This window comes from Lysinibacillus sp. 2017 (genome assembly GCF_003073375.1).
GTDB lineage: Bacteria > Bacillota > Bacilli > Bacillales_A > Planococcaceae > Solibacillus.
Map to the genome: position 1 here is coordinate 193848 of NZ_CP029002.1, position 16492 is coordinate 210339.

Annotated in this window: 15 protein-coding genes and 1 pseudogene; 5 read left to right on the plus strand and 11 right to left on the minus strand. The window is 31.2% G+C overall.

Annotated features, from left to right (window positions below):
* Positions 1-58: 58 nt before the first annotated feature.
* On the plus strand, positions 59-1276 hold the full coding sequence (locus tag DCE79_RS00885; protein ID WP_108711283.1) for an MFS transporter: 1218 nt from the start codon (positions 59-61) through the stop codon (positions 1274-1276).
* A gap of 46 nt (positions 1277-1322) precedes the next feature.
* Here DCE79_RS00885 and DCE79_RS00890 read toward each other — a convergent pair whose 3' ends face one another.
* A complete protein-coding gene (locus DCE79_RS00890) occupies positions 1323-2189 on the minus strand; it encodes a helix-turn-helix domain-containing protein (protein ID WP_159083026.1) in 867 nt (288 codons plus the stop codon).
* 490 nt (positions 2190-2679) lie between these two features.
* Between DCE79_RS00890 and DCE79_RS18915 the strand changes: the two are divergent.
* Positions 2680-2847, plus strand: a pseudogene (locus tag DCE79_RS18915) (IS630 family transposase); the annotation flags it as partial.
* 787 nt (positions 2848-3634) lie between these two features.
* On the opposite strand, the gene DCE79_RS00895 reads toward DCE79_RS18915, so the two are convergent.
* The 8 genes from DCE79_RS00895 to DCE79_RS18410 form a co-directional block, all read right to left on the minus strand.
* On the minus strand, positions 3635-5227 hold the full coding sequence (locus DCE79_RS00895; protein ID WP_108711285.1) for a recombinase family protein: 1593 nt from the start codon (positions 5225-5227) through the stop codon (positions 3635-3637).
* Positions 5228-5267: 40 nt separating this feature from the next.
* Positions 5268-5468 (minus strand): hypothetical protein, encoded by a 201-nt coding sequence (locus DCE79_RS00900; protein WP_108711286.1) that lies wholly within the window; start codon positions 5466-5468, stop codon positions 5268-5270.
* Positions 5469-6060: 592 nt separating this feature from the next.
* Complete coding sequence (locus tag DCE79_RS00905) at positions 6061-7224, minus strand: recombinase family protein (RefSeq protein ID WP_108711287.1); 1164 nt, start codon at positions 7222-7224, stop codon at positions 6061-6063.
* 332 nt (positions 7225-7556) lie between these two features.
* Entirely contained in the window at positions 7557-8225 is a 669-nt protein-coding gene (locus DCE79_RS00910) for a recombinase zinc ribbon domain-containing protein (RefSeq protein ID WP_135841976.1), read from the minus strand.
* A 5-nt stretch (positions 8226-8230) separates the two neighbouring features.
* On the minus strand, positions 8231-8923 hold the full coding sequence (locus tag DCE79_RS00915; protein ID WP_159083027.1) for a recombinase family protein: 693 nt from the start codon (positions 8921-8923) through the stop codon (positions 8231-8233).
* A 400-nt stretch (positions 8924-9323) separates the two neighbouring features.
* Complete coding sequence (locus DCE79_RS00920) at positions 9324-10601, minus strand: IS110 family RNA-guided transposase (protein ID WP_108711274.1); 1278 nt, start codon at positions 10599-10601, stop codon at positions 9324-9326.
* Positions 10602-10726: 125 nt separating this feature from the next.
* A complete protein-coding gene (locus DCE79_RS18405) occupies positions 10727-10882 on the minus strand; it encodes a hypothetical protein (protein WP_159083028.1) in 156 nt (51 codons plus the stop codon).
* Positions 10883-11068: 186 nt separating this feature from the next.
* Positions 11069-11215 (minus strand): hypothetical protein, encoded by a 147-nt coding sequence (locus DCE79_RS18410; protein WP_159083029.1) that lies wholly within the window; start codon positions 11213-11215, stop codon positions 11069-11071.
* A gap of 209 nt (positions 11216-11424) precedes the next feature.
* Between DCE79_RS18410 and DCE79_RS00925 the strand changes: the two genes are divergently transcribed.
* From DCE79_RS00925 to DCE79_RS00935, 3 genes are read left to right on the plus strand one after another with little or no spacing between them, the layout of a single operon-like run.
* A complete protein-coding gene (locus DCE79_RS00925; protein WP_135841971.1) occupies positions 11425-12225 on the plus strand; it encodes an ABC-three component system protein in 801 nt (266 codons plus the stop codon).
* A complete protein-coding gene (locus tag DCE79_RS00930) occupies positions 12209-12439 on the plus strand; it encodes an ABC-three component system middle component 7 (protein WP_108711291.1) in 231 nt (76 codons plus the stop codon). Before DCE79_RS00925 ends, DCE79_RS00930 begins: the two co-directional genes overlap by 17 nt.
* Positions 12429-14042 carry a DUF2326 domain-containing protein gene (locus DCE79_RS00935; RefSeq protein ID WP_108711292.1) on the plus strand — a complete coding sequence of 538 codons (1614 nt, stop codon included), beginning with the start codon at positions 12429-12431 and terminating at the stop codon, positions 14040-14042. Before DCE79_RS00930 ends, DCE79_RS00935 begins: the two co-directional genes overlap by 11 nt.
* A gap of 151 nt (positions 14043-14193) precedes the next feature.
* Here the strand turns inward: DCE79_RS00935 and DCE79_RS00940 are convergent, their stop codons facing one another.
* On the minus strand, positions 14194-14976 hold the full coding sequence (locus tag DCE79_RS00940) for an HNH endonuclease (RefSeq protein WP_108711293.1): 783 nt from the start codon (positions 14974-14976) through the stop codon (positions 14194-14196).
* Entirely contained in the window at positions 14973-16103 is a 1131-nt protein-coding gene (locus tag DCE79_RS00945; RefSeq protein ID WP_108711294.1) for an AAA family ATPase, read from the minus strand. The genes DCE79_RS00940 and DCE79_RS00945 overlap by 4 nt, the downstream gene beginning before the upstream one ends.
* Between the last annotated feature and the right edge of the window lie 389 nt (positions 16104-16492).

The window sequence follows — 16492 nt, forward strand, 5'->3', positions numbered from 1 at the left end:
ATTATTAAAAAAAGAAAAGATGCCAAACCAATGATTATTCGACTAGAGGGGGTCTACTATGTTTAAAAATCATAATTTTGTTTTACTGTTTTTTTCTCGTTTTTTTAGTGTATTTGCTGATGCTATGTTATTTATAATTCTATTATCTATGTTAGGTAATTTTGGTGTTGGCTCTATGGGACTTTCATTTTTCTTTGTATTTTCTACAATTCCAGCAATTATATTTTCTTTGCCAGCAGGGGCAATTGTTGAAAGAAAATATCTTCAAAAGGTTATGAGTGTAACTGACATAATACGATTTGTTTTAATTGTATGTCTGGCATTAATTAACACTATTCATTTAACACCTACTATAATTTATATATTTATATTTGCAATCATCCTTTGTAATGTATTTTATGTCCCAGCCAATTCGTCTCTATTACCTAAAATTGTTGAGAAGGAATACTTAGCGAATGCAAATAGTTATATCCAAATCACAATGCTCTTTGCAAAAATAGGTTCTTATAGCGCGGGGGCATGGTTGATTAAAAGTGGATTGAGTTATTCTAGTTTGCTACTTATCATAGGCTCATTTTATATTATTTCAATGATCATGATCTTAGCAGTTAAGCCGTATCACAAGAATTTATCAAACAACGAGCCGGAAACTATAATACAAGAGGTAAAAGCTGGGTTGGCTTATATTAAATTAAATAAACTATATAGTAAGCTGTTTCTAATATTTGGTGCTGCATGGTTAGTTGGTTCATCAGTGGATCTTTATTTAATATCTTATTTAGTGGAAATATTGGAACGACCACATGAAGATTTATATATAATTACCACATATAGTTTGATTGGAATTGGTTTAGGATCTTTAATATCGCCTTACTTATACAAACGAATTAATCCTAAAATAGGACTTTATGCTTCAAGCCTATTTTTTGGTATTATTATCGCTTTATTCTCATTAAAGTTACCACTAGCGGTCTTATTAATAGGGTTAGTTATCGGTGGATTTGCACAAGGTTTATTTTTAATATTTATAAACACGTATTTACAAAGTAATGTAGAGGAAAAATATCTTTCCCGAATATACAGTTTATACCATTTCGTTTACACTGGAGTAAGCTTGCCGGGATATCTACTTTTCGGATACTTTATTGATCGAATCGGCGTAATTAATACAGGCTATATTATTGCAGCATATTTAATATTAATTGCTGTAGTAACGATGTTCTACTTACCTTCTTTACGAGATGAAAAGGAAAGCGTGGAAGAAAGGTATTCTTAAAAAAAACCAGCTATCTGATTTTTATTGATAGCTGGCTATTATATTTTTATTCGTTTTCAAGCTTTTTTATATATGATTGTAAATATTCTTCATAATTTAGAGCATGATTCAAGGATTCAACCTTATGTAATATGTATATCGATTCTTGAGCAAGTTCAAGACCCTGTTTATATTGGGTGTGCATTTTGAATATACCAAAATAAAAATTTAGAATTATTTTTTCTAGGATAAATGTTTCAGGTATATTTTGATTTTTTAATTCATATAAGTATGCTTCCGCTTCTTTTAACTTATTATGCTCAAGACATATTCTAATTGTATTAAAATAGATACCAAATAAATCACGCTTGTAACTTAGCATGTTTTTGAAATAAATACTCTTTTTAATTACTTCTGAGGATAGCATAATTACAGCGTCTATATCTAATATATGTAACGTGTTTCCGTAAAGAATTATTTCATATTCTCCCCAGATTTCTACCTGCCATAAATAATCAATAAGTGTTTTTAAATTGGCTTGTTCAATTTTGTTGTGAGTAAGGTCCGAAGTAATTGCTTCAATCATTATACTGTTTAATTTATATGATAATAAATTAGTTAGTTCAAATTTGGAAATTTCGTCCTTTCTCAACTTATTTAAAAACTTTAAATCTCCACTTAAATAGGATTTCCTCATGTTTACAATTAATTCCTCGAAGTGGTCTACTTTAAATTCATTATTTATGTAGATAAATTCTTTGAAACTTATATTGATTCGATTAAGTAACAACAATAACTTAGAGACAGTTATGTCAGTTTCATCTCTTTCAAATTTAGATAAATGAGAAACAGATATTATGTCTCTTGCTGTATTACTAAGGTTATAACCCTTATGTAACCGTAACTTGCGGAAGGTATTACCTAAATTTTTCATACAAACCACCTTTATCATATATTACAAAAATACAAATTATTGATTAAACTGTCTTATAATAATAAAAAAAGGAATGAGGGATAAATTATGAAAAAAATAAAAGGATTATGTTCAATTGCTGTAATTTATATTATTGGTACGGAATCTTTGGTAGTAATTATTGGTTCACTTATTACACAATATTAATTAAATTGAATTAAAGCTTCTACCTCTTTCAAAATGGGTAAACGATACGAACCGATTTTTGAAAGGATAATCCAACATGATGCGCAATTAACAACTAGAAGAACTTCGATTAGGCATGCGACATACAAAAGATAAGCGACTATTTGAACGTTACTAAGCTGTATTTTTGCATCTTTAAGGGGAAAATAATGTTAAGATTGCAGCAATCATTAAACGCAATCGAGCGACTGTTGGTGAGTACATTAAAGAGTACAAACAAAAGGGCATTACGGGTTTATACATTGTCTTTTAACCACCATACAGCCAACAATTGAATGTAATTGAAGGGGTATGGAAATGGTTGAAAGACAGTGTGATTAATAATGTTTTTTTCTCGAGTACGCCGCAAATCAAACTCGCTGTTCGTCAATTTATCAGTCGCCAGAATGAAAATAGACAAGATATAATTGACGGCCTTTGTGTTAGATTCTAAAGTTCAATTTATATAGCTTAATATAAAATTTAAATGAGATTCATTTAAAGTTGTTACTATTTAATACTATTATATCATATTTTGTAAAAGTTTGTAAATTTATTCGGGTGCAGAATTTGAAGAAATAAAAGAGGATCCCTCTCCTACAGTCTATTTACAGATGGCAAATACAATTCTCTATATCTAGAGAAATATTTAAAAATTCATGTTTTATGCCACAAGTTAAGCCGGAGAAAATAGTAATACGTACAATGGATAATAGTATACTTACGATTTATTCAGCTTTAAGGAGGGTTTTTAGGAATTGAAAACTTCGATAATTTCATAATTGAAAATATTTCAACTTACTAAGAAGTGATTTTCACTGGATTCACAAAAGATAAACATATTAATTAAATTGGATTTTGGAAGAAGAAGGTGTAAAATCATAAAGCTATTTTCAATTTATGAGCGTAATGACGATGTAATTGTATCTTTGTATTAAATCGACAACTGTATTTCAAATTGAAATGTGAGCCATATCGCAACCGAAATATTAGAACATTCTGGTGGACAAGATAGTCTAGGAAGCAAGTTTACCGATAAGCTTTATATGAAGTCTATCCAAATAAAGCCTAGCTGCGCATTTAAAAAATAAACAGAGGTTATTTAAAGAAGCCTAAATAACATCGGAAAGCCACATAAAGCAAACTAGGTAGGCTACGAGTGAAAAGTATGTTCTAGATTAAGCATTTTTTATCCATTTATCTTTTGGTGAATTTATAAACAATATTTGTACTAAAATATTCTAATCAAATTTCCCTTCAAAGTAATCGGATAACCATATATTCAGTTCAATTTCTATTTCATTTTTCCCTAAATACACCTTATCAAGTATTCTTGAGAGCATTGCTTTTTTTAGATCATCGTCTGCTTCATTGAACTTTTGCTCCCAATTTTCTAATTCATTTGCTAGATAATTTACATCCGAATAGTTCTCTCTCTCTTTTTCTAATTCTTCATTCAAAGAATTTATTTGTGATAACTTTACTTCTATTTTTTCTTCTACTGCATTAATGGCTCTAGATAACTGTTCAGGAGTAAAAGAACTCTCACCAATTAAAGTTTTCCCGATTTCAAGGTTTAATTTTTCATGTTGCTTTGTTAAATCTAAATACTCTTTTTTTAAATTATGGACATTCCGTTCCTTTAGCTTTAGCAATTCAGCTTTCATATTTTTACTTGTATCAAGAAAGGATCTCAATTCAAATTGTGATAAGATAACTTTTATCTTATTAATAATTAGTGTATCGAATTTTTTTCCACCCCAGATATTTTGTTGATGATCACCATGTAATTTACCTTTATTTAGAGGGCATTTATATCGGTAAATGGTGTTTTTGTAGTAGCCGTCTTTATTATGATATTTTGACTTCCTATATAGATAATTAGGGGTTAGCTTTGAACCACAATATTTGCAATATGCCAAACCTGAAAACAACAATTTACCTGTTCTTGGTATATCTGATTTGTCTTGTTCTTTAATATTACTAATCCTCTTATTTCTTATTTGTTCAGCTTGACTAAATAACTCATCTGGAATAATTCTTAACTTTTCGTTAAATGGCTGCATTCCACCCACAGCATTTTTATATCTCTTTAATCCAATGTAAATTGAATTTGATAATATTCTCTGTATGGTACTCACAACAAAAACTTTCCCGTCTCTATTTCGATATCCATTTTCATTTAAATAATCAACAATTTTTCTATAACCCATATGTTTGTTTACATATAAGTTATAAATTAACTTAATCATTTCTGATTCATCTTCATCAGGCACTATTTCATTAATTAGTCGGTCTTTATTTTTCCAATGCGGTTCATCAGTTTCGACAATTTTGTAACCAATTGGTGCCGAGCCACCTTGAAAATAACCTTGTTCACTTAGCTGCTTTTTTGCCTCTTTTACCCTAATCGAAGTTTTTTGACTTTCACCATCCGATTGCCAAAAACTTATATAATTTAGAAGCTTATCAATATGAGACTCAATTTTTCTTTGGCCCTCTTTTACAGACCAGACCTCAATATCATTCTGAATTAAGAAGTTTACCATTAATGGTGTTTCATCTTCTCGTCGACCTAAACGATCGAACATGAAAACCAATAATACGTCAAAGTCTTTATTTAATGCGCCTTCTTTTAATATTGCCATTTCATCTCGTTCATTTACTGTTTTTTTCCAACCGGATACTCCTTTTTCGTATAACTCATTTGTTATTATCCAATTAGGTTTGTTTTTAACGAATTCATGACAAGAATTTTTTTGCATCGGTATATCATCATCTGTACTTACTTGTTGTTTCTTAGATACTCGAAAAAGACACCAAACTCGTTTCATTTCCACACACCCGTTTCATTCGCCTTTATTAAAGAGATATTTATAATATCTCTAAGAAAAATGTTTTTAATGCATTTTTAGCTTCTTTTCTTTTTTCTTGATCTTTGGTAAATTTCAGATGTATTTTCACTTCGTTTTCTGAAATATCCTTTAAATAATCAAATTGATCATCTGGTTTGTGTAGATACTTTACTCCGCCTATGTTAATTTCACCCAACGATTGATGACTTAGTTCCTTCATAATAAATCACTCCGATGTTATGGGGTGTTAAAGTGTATTCGCCTTGAATCGATAATATTAGTCATTTTTCTACATCAAAAATGTCTTATACTAACACCTAAATCAACACCTTTTTTAAAAAAAGAAAACCCCCATAGAAAGATCTACACATTTGTGTAAATCTTCTATGGGGGTTTCCCTTGTTAATTATTTAATTGTTCATTTTTAAATTTTGCCCGTTATTCCGTACAGCAGAATTACATAGCCAACAAGTTTGACTATGTAACTGCTCAGGTTTTCGCGTACTGGGTTACAATACTTGATTTGGTAGTTCCTAAAACATTATATCTTTGAATTCGTATATTATAAGTCTTCAAAAAATAATTATATTTTAAGTTTAGAATTTCGGTTTTTTGACCATAAATGAATTATAGCTTTCGGTTTTCTAATCATCGCGGTATTCCGAGATGGTTGGAAAACCGAATCAACAAGCTCTAAAAGCCATGATTACAAGGGATTCTAAGAATGTTAATTTTATGAAAGCAAATTTAGTCCCTTAACTTTCGGTTTTACAACCAGTCAAAAATGTTACTTATTCCATTTGTTCGGTTCCCTAACCAGTTGAATTTTCTAACGAAACAAATGGGGAGAGACGATAACTAATTTGGATTTCATTATTTTTCTCAAAGTTAATTTGTACTTCATCTAAAAATAATAAGAAGAAAACCCTTAGTTCTGTATCTGAAAAATCATTAAAACTATGATTTAACATTTCCTTTAAAGTGACTATTAGAAAATCATCGTTGAGAAGTAAATCAATTTCTTCCATCGTCTCACAGATATAAGTTATTTCTTCTTCCAGGTGTTGCTTTGCAGTCAGGAACGCTTCAAGTAATAGTGATGAATTTGTTATATCATCTGCTAACATTTTTTCGTTAAGGAATACTAATTCGCGTTGTTGCTTCAGACTATCCTTAGTCTTTTTAAGTTTAGTAGACCACTGTTTAAGCTGCTTCCTAAATGTAGTACTAATAGTATCGAATTGGGTACTCCACTTTTTCAGTAGATCGTTTAAAACAGTTTCATGTACGGATATTATTGGAACACTGCTATTACATTCTGCGCACTTGTAGATTCTATATGCTCCAGGTTTGCCTTTAGGCGATTGGTCTTTAGCCATTAAATAAGCATTACAACTTTTACATTTAATAATCGAACGAAGATAAAATGGAGTATTCATAGCTCCAAGTCGGCCTTTTAAATCGTTTATTTGATTCACTAAATGAATAACAGTTGTACTGATAATTGGGGAATGAACATTTTTAAATAACTCAATATCGCTGTCAGGTTTTGGTTTACTAATTTCATAGCTTGTTCTTACATTCCATGTTAGGTTACCGGAATAAGTGTGATGATTGGAAAGGATATAACCGATTGTACTGCTATTCCAATACTTCATTTTCTTAGTTGTAATAGCACATTGGTTTAAGAATTGAGCAATAATGCTCTGTGAATGTACCCAAGTAGCGAGATAATAGATTAACTCTACTATTTCAGCATCTTCATTTGGGTACAAAACACCATATTCCATATCATAACCTACTGGGGGACGCGCCCCAGGACGTTTTGGTTTTTCTAGTTGTAATAGAGTTATGTGAGCGTCGAATGTGCGGACAGACTTAATTTCTGATTCTTCTGCAGCAAAGACAAGTTTAGCCTGAACCATTGGGTCGTTTGGATTCCATTCACCATCACCTTGCGTACTATAAAATTTCACACGAGGATACTGCTGCTGGATAGGGGTGTAAATTTCATTATAGAAATCCGTGATACTTCGAGTGACCCTTGATTCCTCGTAAAAGCAGATTGCTTCCGCTCCATTTGCAATATCTTCAAGAATAAGTTTAATACCTTCTCATTTACTAATGTTATTACGAAATGCACTGGTCGCTTTATCTTCTCGCCAATTAGCGATGTGCAGATTTTCTCTTTCAGCTAATACTTAGATTTGGCTCTTTTGAATTTCTAAAGAGTTATTGCCATCTTGTTTTTTGTCAGAATAGCGAAGATATGCCGACGCGTTTATTAATTTAGATGTTTCAGTATTATTCATGAAGCATCAAAATCCTTTACAAACGACGATAGGAACAGATCAATATGAAGATGAGTTTTATAAACAGAAATATTAGCAACAAATAATTCAATGAGTCGTTGAATTTCCTGTTCAGTAAAATCAAAATTTAGCTGTGACAAGAGCTGTGTTATGTCCTTAACTTCACCACTTAATTGTTGTAAAAATAGCAAATCCTTCTCTAAGTCATTGTATTTGTCTTTGAGGACTTGAATTCCTTCTAAATAGGAGGAGATAAGAGATTTTGCCTTTCCATCAGATGTGCAAAGTTTCAGAGAAGCATCCAAATATTTGGATGCTGTACTTTCTAAGGCATTTTGTAACTTTTTTTGTGCTGCACTAACCTGTTTTGGAATCACGTTTTTTACAAGGGGAATCGAGAGCGATTGTACATAATTCAAAACAGTTTTTGTTACTAAATTATTAATTTCTTCAACGGCAATATGAATCCGTTTGTGATTAGCACTACAAACAAAATAACCTTGTTTTAATGCATCCTCTTTCCGATGCTTCATTGAATTTCCGCATTCACCACAAAGTGGCGTAAACAAAAGTTGCTTATTAACATCTACTAATTTTTCAAGATAATAAGTTATAAACTCATCAATTTTTGTTTTTACTTCAAGAAAAAGGTTCAACGAAATCATAGGCTCTACATGAGGCAGTAGTGATAACTATTTTTCGTTTCGTAATGCCCCGCATAAAACGGGTTAGTTAAGGTTTTAATAATTTTATCTGGATCCTTTAATCCTTTTCTTCGAAGCATTAAAAAATCAACGAACTGTTCTTCATTAATAACCTTACTAAAATCTGTAAATAATGATTCGATTAAACATTTCTTTTCCTCATTAATAATGTAACGTCGTTTGCTTGTCTCATCAATAATTCGTTTATATCCAAAAATACTTGATGGATATTGCTTACGTGCATCCGCAGTACGTGTACTGATATTTTGACCTTCCATTTGAGCGAACATGCCAAAAAACGCTTCAAGGGCAAGTTTATTCTTAAAAGGAGGTTCATTACTAGCGGTATAGATGACTTCCACATTATATTTAATAAAAATCTTTGTTATATCGACGAATTCATAAAAGTTCCTTGCCAATCGGTCCCGTTTATAGACAACTACTGTTTTAACTTTACCTTCTTTAATTAAAGCAATTAGTTGCATTAAGTTGGGTCTGTGATTCATTTTAAGTTTCGTAGCTGAAACATCATGATCATTTAGATTGATAATAAAATTTTCCTCACCATTAAGTCCGATTGACTCAAGATACCGTTTAGCTGCAGCGTCTTGTAATTCAAGGCTTTGGGCAGCAGAACTTACACGTTGGTAAATAATCAAATATTTTTCCTTCATAGAATACTCCCTCTATAAATGTTGATATATCAATGGCTTACGCCATTTTTTGAGTGCCAAAAAAATTTTTTTAACACATATAGCCATCATCATTTTCTATTTTTACATTTTATTTACAGAAGACAAGTACGCTTCGCTAAAGGAGAATACAATTTTTGGAAAGAATATCTCCTTATCCTATGCAATATTTGATGCACATTGGATCTCTGCGAAAGCTTATGATGACGGACCCTCCCATTTCTCTAGGCGTCTAGCGCGTACATTCCTTCGTTCGGTCTATTCATAAGGCAGAGGCTGGCGATGCTCCTTTAGGGACTCATGGTCTTTAGTGAAAAATGGTGCCGGCTTCTCCGTGTCATCCTCTAGAGTAAAACGCGAAAGAATATTAAGCTGCGTCTTGGAGACAGTACAGATCTTTTATCATGGCGTCTTCATTAAACATCATTTTTTTATGGCATAAAGCATGTAATATCTTTAATAACTTCCCGCACAATACGACAATGGATTGCTTCTTACGAAGCGGATTGTGTAGGCGGGTTGTGTAATACTGATGGAGCGCTTTAAACGCTCGGTTATGGCGAATTAACGGCATCATGACACGGAATAGAACGGCTCGTAGCTTTCTTCTTCCTCGTTTAGAGATACGTTTTTGACCTTTGTGCTGTCCAGAAGAGTTTTCACGTAATGTAAGTCCCGCTAGTTTAATAAGTTGGCGTGGATGCTCATATTGCGTTAGAGAACCGATTTCTGAAAGCAGCTCTACAATAGTTGCGTCTCCGATTCCTGGAACCGATGCTAAATAGCCGTAGTCCGTCATTTGTTTCGCTAGTTCCTCTAACTGCGCAGTTACATTATCTAAATCCGTTTGAATTAACTTACGTTGACGAAGAAGTGTGGCGATTTCAAAACGCGCCATTTTCATGCCTTCTGTTAACCCAATTGATTGTTCTGCAATAGCGACTAATTGTTTTGCCTTTGGTAGCTGTGGTGATTTCATGCCATCCACCTGGCGGTAAAGAAACAGTAACTCTTCTGGCGATTTCCCTTGAATATCCGAAGGAAATGGAGTCATTTCTAAAGCTGCGTAAGCCATTTTACCAAAGTCCTTAAATACTTGGGGGAACTCAGGGAAAAAGCGATCTATCCAACGAATGATTCGGTTTTGAATCGCATTTAAATCTTCTTGCATTTTAGAACGTAATGTAGCGCCGTTCCGAAGTTCTGCTTCAATACCTTCTAGAATACGTGGGTAACTAAATCGACCATCACGCATAAGTCGGGCAATGACAAGTGCATCTTTTTGGTCATTTTTCGTTTGCAGGTTATCATCCAATTCTTTTGTACGATTCACGTGCATTGGATTGACCATCACAAATGGAATGCCGTATTGTGTTAGGAACGCCGCAAGGTTCATCCAGTAATGACCTGTTGGCTCGAAACCAACGAGGACTTCGGATTTTTGATGCATTTCACGTAACGCAATTAAACGTTCAAATAGCCATTCAAATCCATCACGCGTTTGCATAAAGGGAAATGATTTTTGGAGTACACGTCCTCGTTCATCAACTGCACAAGCAAAGTGTTTCTTCTTGGCGATGTCGATTCCGATAACTAAGGTATTTTCAGTAACTTGATTAATTTTTTCATTCATATTAAAATTCATGGAATGGAGTCCTCTCTGTAGATGAATGGGTCAATTTAGGCGTTGACACTCAAGCATCATACAAGAGGGCTTTTTTTATTTCAAGTCCCGAAAATGTTCCTAACAGGAATGCTCCTTTTGTTATTTTATTTTTTACTGATTAGTAAAGCTCGTAGTCTGTAATCATCTTTTACAATATGATCAAGAAGTATTTTTTCAATAAACCTTCTAAACCATAATTCAGATTCAGATGATAGTTCTTCAGAATAACTTACTTTTATAACACGAAATTGATCCTTCATTTAGTTCCCCTCCAGTCTTTTTCCATCATCTTTGACTGGGGGGGAACTTTTTATACTTAATTTCTTTTTCTTGTATTAGTAGAGTTCATTTCTTCAAAATCAAGTGACATTTGAACATCTTTAATTTCTTTCAATTCGTAGTTTTCCCTTGGTGTAATAACGGTGTTTGTTTCGTAACCGGGAATTTTAAGTTTCGTTATTATTTTCTTCATATTTTTGTTCCTGTAAGTGGATGAACAGTTGGATGATAGACTTCGAAATACCAAAGGCTTCACAATGTTCAAGACATTGCTGATACCATTTTGGAGTTGTGGAATAACGTTTGTTCTCCATTGGCGGAGTACCTTTCTAGTAAAAGTAGTTTATAGAATTGGTTGCTATTGGCCTCAAGCGTTAATCATATTACTCTTAAGATTTTAAGATTCTTATAGCTGAAAAGAACTATTTTTAGAAATGATTTAAAGTGGGATTTATTGTATAATAAATGGTATATATTAACTTTGATATTTGGTAGTATTAAGTTTTGGAGAGGGATGATTTATTTGGAGGAAGTTATAAAAGTAGATTCATATCTAGTTGAACGAATTCCTATAACAAAAAACATGGATCATGCATACTTATTAGAAGTAGGGGGACTTTGCCCTTTATGTGGGAAAAATTTATTAGCAGCCAAAGGAAATAGTAAAAGTAAACTCTACCAGATTGCTCACATCTATCCCAATAGTCCTCTACCAAAAGAAACAAAAGAACTTGATGGATTAGAACGTTTAGGTATCAATTGTGAGGATTTCAAAAATAAAATTTCCTTATGTAAAGATTGCCATGGCATTTATGATGATGGCAAAACGAAAGAAGAATACTTAAATTTAGTAAAGATTAAAAAGAAATTGTTGAATATAGCAAATGCTCGAGTAGCTGTTTCCCACCAAGATTTAGAAGACGAAATTATTTTAGTAATAAATGCCCTTTCCCACGTTAATATGCGGTCATTAGAGAAAATGAAATTAGAATACAATGCATTAAAAATTTCAAATAAAATTGATGAATCATATGTGATATTAAAAAATAAAATTGAATCATATGTTTGTACTTACTTTAATTTTATTAAAGAGACATTCCGTAACTTGGAAGCATCGGGACAACTTAATTTTAATATTATTGCATCTGAAATAAAAACTAGCTTTCTAAAGTGCGAGAAAGAATTATTAAATAAGGGGGACATATTTAATTCTATGGTTAACTGGATGAACTCACAGCTAGGTAATTCATCTTATGAAGCGTGTGAGGTAGTAGTGTCATATTTTGTTCAGAACTGTGAGGTATTCAATGAAATTACCAAATAAATTATTTTCTTATAAAGAAAGTACTATAAGTAAATTTCCAATTATTTTAAATGAGTTGGTTGAAAAAGAATATATAACTATTTACCAGTTGTATTTAAATGTAAGCAGTAAATTTGATGGCATCACAGAATTTTTAGAATCAATAGAGTGTTTATACGTCCTCGGAAAAATTGACTACGATTTTAAATTAAGGAGAGTTATCTATGCTATTTGAAATTATTTGTGAGAAATTTAATCAAACCAGGGTAGAATTTCATGGAGGACTAAACACTGTACTTGGTGATAATAGAGGGAGTAATTCGATAGGTAAATCAACCTTCTTAATGATTGTTGATTTTGCATTTGGTGGTAAAGACTATGTTATGAATTCTTCTGATATTCAAAGGAATATAGGAAATCATGAAATAAAATTTTGTTTTGTTTTTAATGAAAGAAAGTATAATTTTTCAAGATACACCAATGATCTAGAAAGTGTAAATAAATGTGATGAGAACTATAATATACTATCTAGTATGCCACTTGATAGTTATTGCAACTTCTTAAAAGATATGTATCAAATATCACTTAAAGATATTAGCTTTAGAAATATAGTTGGTCGCTTCTCTAGAATATATGGGAAAGATAATTTAGATGAGAAACGTCCGTTAAATATAGTAAATAATGAAAAGGCTGGTGAACCAATTAATACGTTATTAAAACTGTTTGATTTATACAGCGTTATTTCTGATTTAGACATCAATTTTAAAGAAAAAGATTCTGAATTAAAATCATTTAAAAATGCTCAAAAATACAATTATATATATTCTATTGGAAAAAGGAAATATGATGCCAATTTAAAAGAGTTAGCCAATCTTAATAGTGAGAGAGAGAAGATTTCCAAAGATTTAGATGGAAATCTCTTAGATTTGGATTCTGTCAAAACAGAAGAATTATTAAATCTAAAAAATAGCTTGTCAATTGCTAAAAGGCACCGTAGTAAACTTAATTCACAGATATATATCATTAATAGAAACATTCATGAAACAGGAATTCTCAAACAAGAAAGTTTTGATGACTTACTGGAGTTTTTCCCTAGTGCTGATATAAGAAAGTTATCAGAAATTGAAGAATTTCATAAAGAAATTAGGAATGTATTAAAAAGTGAATTAAAGCAAGAGAAAGTAAAGTTGAGTAAATTAATTCCTATTGCACAAATTGAAATAGATGAAATAGAAAAACAAATTATAGAGATTACTACAGTTCCTAATTTATCGAAAGCAATACTAATAAAATACTCTAATTTACAAAAAAAAATTGAAACTTTAGAGAATGAAAATAATTCTTTTAATCTGTTAAATACTCTGACGGCTTCAAAAGAAGATGCTAAAGAGCGAAGAGATAATATCAAGCTTGAACAATTACATCAGTTGCAAAATACAATTAATGCTAAAATGTTGGAAATCAATGATTACATATACTCAGGCAGTAAAAAACCGGCCACTATAACTTTTGATAAGAACCAATATACTTTTGAAACTATAGATGATACAGGTACCGGCACTTCATATAAAAGTATGGTGGTATACGATTTAAGTATTATGGAGCTAACTCAGTTACCAATATTAATACATGATTCGGTGGTGTTAAAACAAATATCAGATGAAGCAATCGAAAAAATACTTTCAATATATAAAAATTTTGGGAAGCAAGTATTTATTTCCTTCGATAAAATATCAGCTTATAGTCTAAAGAGCCAAAAAATATTAAAAGAAACTAAAGTATTGGAATTATCAATAGACGGTAAAGAATTATTTGGAAGGTCATGGAATAGTAGATAATTCTAATAGTGGAGAAATTGTGTGTAAGCATCAAATAGAACTATTGAATATTACTAATGGCATTATTTGACGCTTAAAATTACACAAGTTGTAAATAATAATATAAGCCCATAAAATATACAGTTGAATTAATTTTAATAATAGGTAAATACTATTGAAAATTACCTAATAAGTAGTTTTGAAATAATGCGCTATCTGTGGATAATGCATTATTTTCAGTATCAGTTAATTTTGTATGAAGCTCGTTATCCCATTTTCCTACGCTAATTAAAAATGCTTTAATTAGCATAAACGTCGTGCTATTTGTTATAAAGGTGCTAATAATTGCTGAATAAGCAGATGTTTCAACGCTTTCATTTAAGATAGACTTTGTCGAACTAACAATTTTAATTAATTTTCTATTAGATTGATCATCTCTGTAATTTAGAATAAGTTGATAAATGTTTTCTAAACACTTAGTTGTGACTTGGCTTAAGGCATATCTAGTAGGTAATAGTTTATCCAAGTCATTCAAGTTAAGTTCCTCAATAGTATTCTCACCAGCCAATGTTATAGGACGTAAAAGAAATGTATCGAGAACAATATGACTCTTAGGCGACATAGTAGCAGGATTTACGAAAGGGTTGAGATAAGTATCATATTGTCCCTTAGTAGCATTACATCTTTTACAACTAGGTAGCAAATTATCCCAGTCTACAACTTCATTAGGATACTTATCTTTATGATGAAAATGTTCTACTTCTAAATAGTTGGATTCAATATTTAATAAGCACTCACAATATACACATTTGTGATGGGAACTTAATAAAAGCCCCTCTTTTATATATTTTTTCCTCCAAACAGAAGTGCCATTATCTTTATATTCTTGAGTGAGCGCAGCTTTATTTTGCAATGTTAGTTCACTTGGACAGGGTACCTTGTTTATTTTTATCATAAGCCACCTCTCATACTAGCAATTTGAATTGATAAAATTTTGCCAAGAGGATTGTTAGGATGTAATAACTGTTTAAATTCCTCTAAATTAAGTTGTGCCTCATCAATATTTGAACTTTTTATTGAGTATTCAATCGATTTTAATAAACTGTTATATAAATCTGAATGAGTATTTTCCAGCCCCATTACATCTTCTAATATTTCTTCAATTGACCACCCTTGATAACCGTATTTAAGGTTTGAATTACTTCGATATGCAAAACAAAGACCGTAATTATTTTTAATTGTAATTACTTCACTCGCTTTGGCGACTTGAACTATGTGAGGACTATGTGTGGTCGCAATTATTTGAGCATAAGGTATCATCCATCTTAAAATTTCAAGTATTTTTTTCTGCCATTCTGGATGGAGATGTAAATCTATTTCATCAATTAAAATAAGGCCGTCAAATTCTTGAATAGGTCTACTAAAATCAACTTCAGTTTTTGCTTTTTTAATAATTTCTAAAAATATGCATAAACAGGATAAATACCCAGCAGATAAATAACTTAATGGAATTTCTCCTTCACCAGTTGAAACTAAAATTTCAGCCTTCATATCTGAATTTTGATTATATCTATTTAAATGGTTATTTTTATAGCTAGGATTTGTTCTAACTCTACTAAACCTAACATTAGGATCTAATTTCTGAAAACACTCAATGGCCAACTGTAAATCATCGTATTCATGAATATCTAATTCCCTTTTTTGATATATTTCACCAAACCAATTTTGGATAGAGTGCATTTTAAATGAATTATATTGTGTTCTATGTATTGTGAAATATAAAAGATTATTAGATATCTTTCTTGTATGCCAAAAGGTATCTTTAGTGTCAAGATATTTTTCTTGTGAAAAATTGTCATAATAGTTAGTTCCGTAAATATGGTAGTAACCTTTAGGAGAACTTAAATTTTTTCTGAGTTTATTAGTCTTTTTATTAGTAATACCTGCTGCAATACATTCTAATATTGTTGTTTTCCCTCCCCCATTCCTTCCACAAATTATATTAATTCCAGGTTTAAATACTATTTTTAAATCATTTATACCATTAATGCCAAATATATCTATCCCTTGAACTTGCAACATTATTATTTCCCCCAAACTAGAATTTATAAATAATTTTACATTAAATACCTTATATTTGTATATTATTGTTTTTAGGTTCGCGGTTTAGGAGATAATTAACTTATAGGATTTATGGAAAAGCTACATTTAAATATAAAATTTAGCTCCAATCTGAAGGAACATACAAAATAATGAACAGAGTGATTGATAAGGAATACTTAGAACAGTTATAACCATTATTTAATAAATTTGGATAATTTGTTGAACCGGTATTAATCAAAGAAAAAGAAGCAGATCTTCAAAGAACTCTTAATGAGTTACAAGATGACCAGGATTTCATAAAAATACTACCTTTATAGAAAATTGAGAAATAATTGATTTAGGCATTTGAAAGAGTCCAAGAAGTCGAG

What these genes read in the sequence shown, in the direction of transcription:
- DCE79_RS00910 (WP_135841976.1), bottom strand. Translation starts at nt 8,225, where the DNA reads ATGATTTCGTTGAACCTTTTTCTTGAAGTAAAAACAAAAATTGATGAG.
- DCE79_RS00890 (WP_159083026.1), bottom strand. Translation starts at nt 2,189, where the DNA reads ATGAAAAATTTAGGTAATACCTTCCGCAAGTTACGGTTACATAAGGGT.
- DCE79_RS18405 (WP_159083028.1), bottom strand. Translation starts at nt 10,882, where the DNA reads ATGAAGGATCAATTTCGTGTTATAAAAGTAAGTTATTCTGAAGAACTA.
- DCE79_RS18410 (WP_159083029.1), bottom strand. Translation starts at nt 11,215, where the DNA reads ATGGAGAACAAACGTTATTCCACAACTCCAAAATGGTATCAGCAATGT.
- DCE79_RS00945 (WP_108711294.1), bottom strand. Translation starts at nt 16,103, where the DNA reads ATGTTGCAAGTTCAAGGGATAGATATATTTGGCATTAATGGTATAAAT.
- DCE79_RS00900 (WP_108711286.1), bottom strand. Translation starts at nt 5,468, where the DNA reads ATGAAGGAACTAAGTCATCAATCGTTGGGTGAAATTAACATAGGCGGA.
- DCE79_RS00935 (WP_108711292.1), top strand. Translation starts at nt 12,429, where the DNA reads ATGCTATTTGAAATTATTTGTGAGAAATTTAATCAAACCAGGGTAGAA.
- DCE79_RS00930 (WP_108711291.1), top strand. Translation starts at nt 12,209, where the DNA reads ATGAAATTACCAAATAAATTATTTTCTTATAAAGAAAGTACTATAAGT.
- DCE79_RS00920 (WP_108711274.1), bottom strand. Translation starts at nt 10,601, where the DNA reads ATGAATTTTAATATGAATGAAAAAATTAATCAAGTTACTGAAAATACC.
- DCE79_RS00940 (WP_108711293.1), bottom strand. Translation starts at nt 14,976, where the DNA reads ATGATAAAAATAAACAAGGTACCCTGTCCAAGTGAACTAACATTGCAA.
- DCE79_RS00895 (WP_108711285.1), bottom strand. Translation starts at nt 5,227, where the DNA reads ATGAAACGAGTTTGGTGTCTTTTTCGAGTATCTAAGAAACAACAAGTA.
- DCE79_RS00885 (WP_108711283.1), top strand. Translation starts at nt 59, where the DNA reads ATGTTTAAAAATCATAATTTTGTTTTACTGTTTTTTTCTCGTTTTTTT.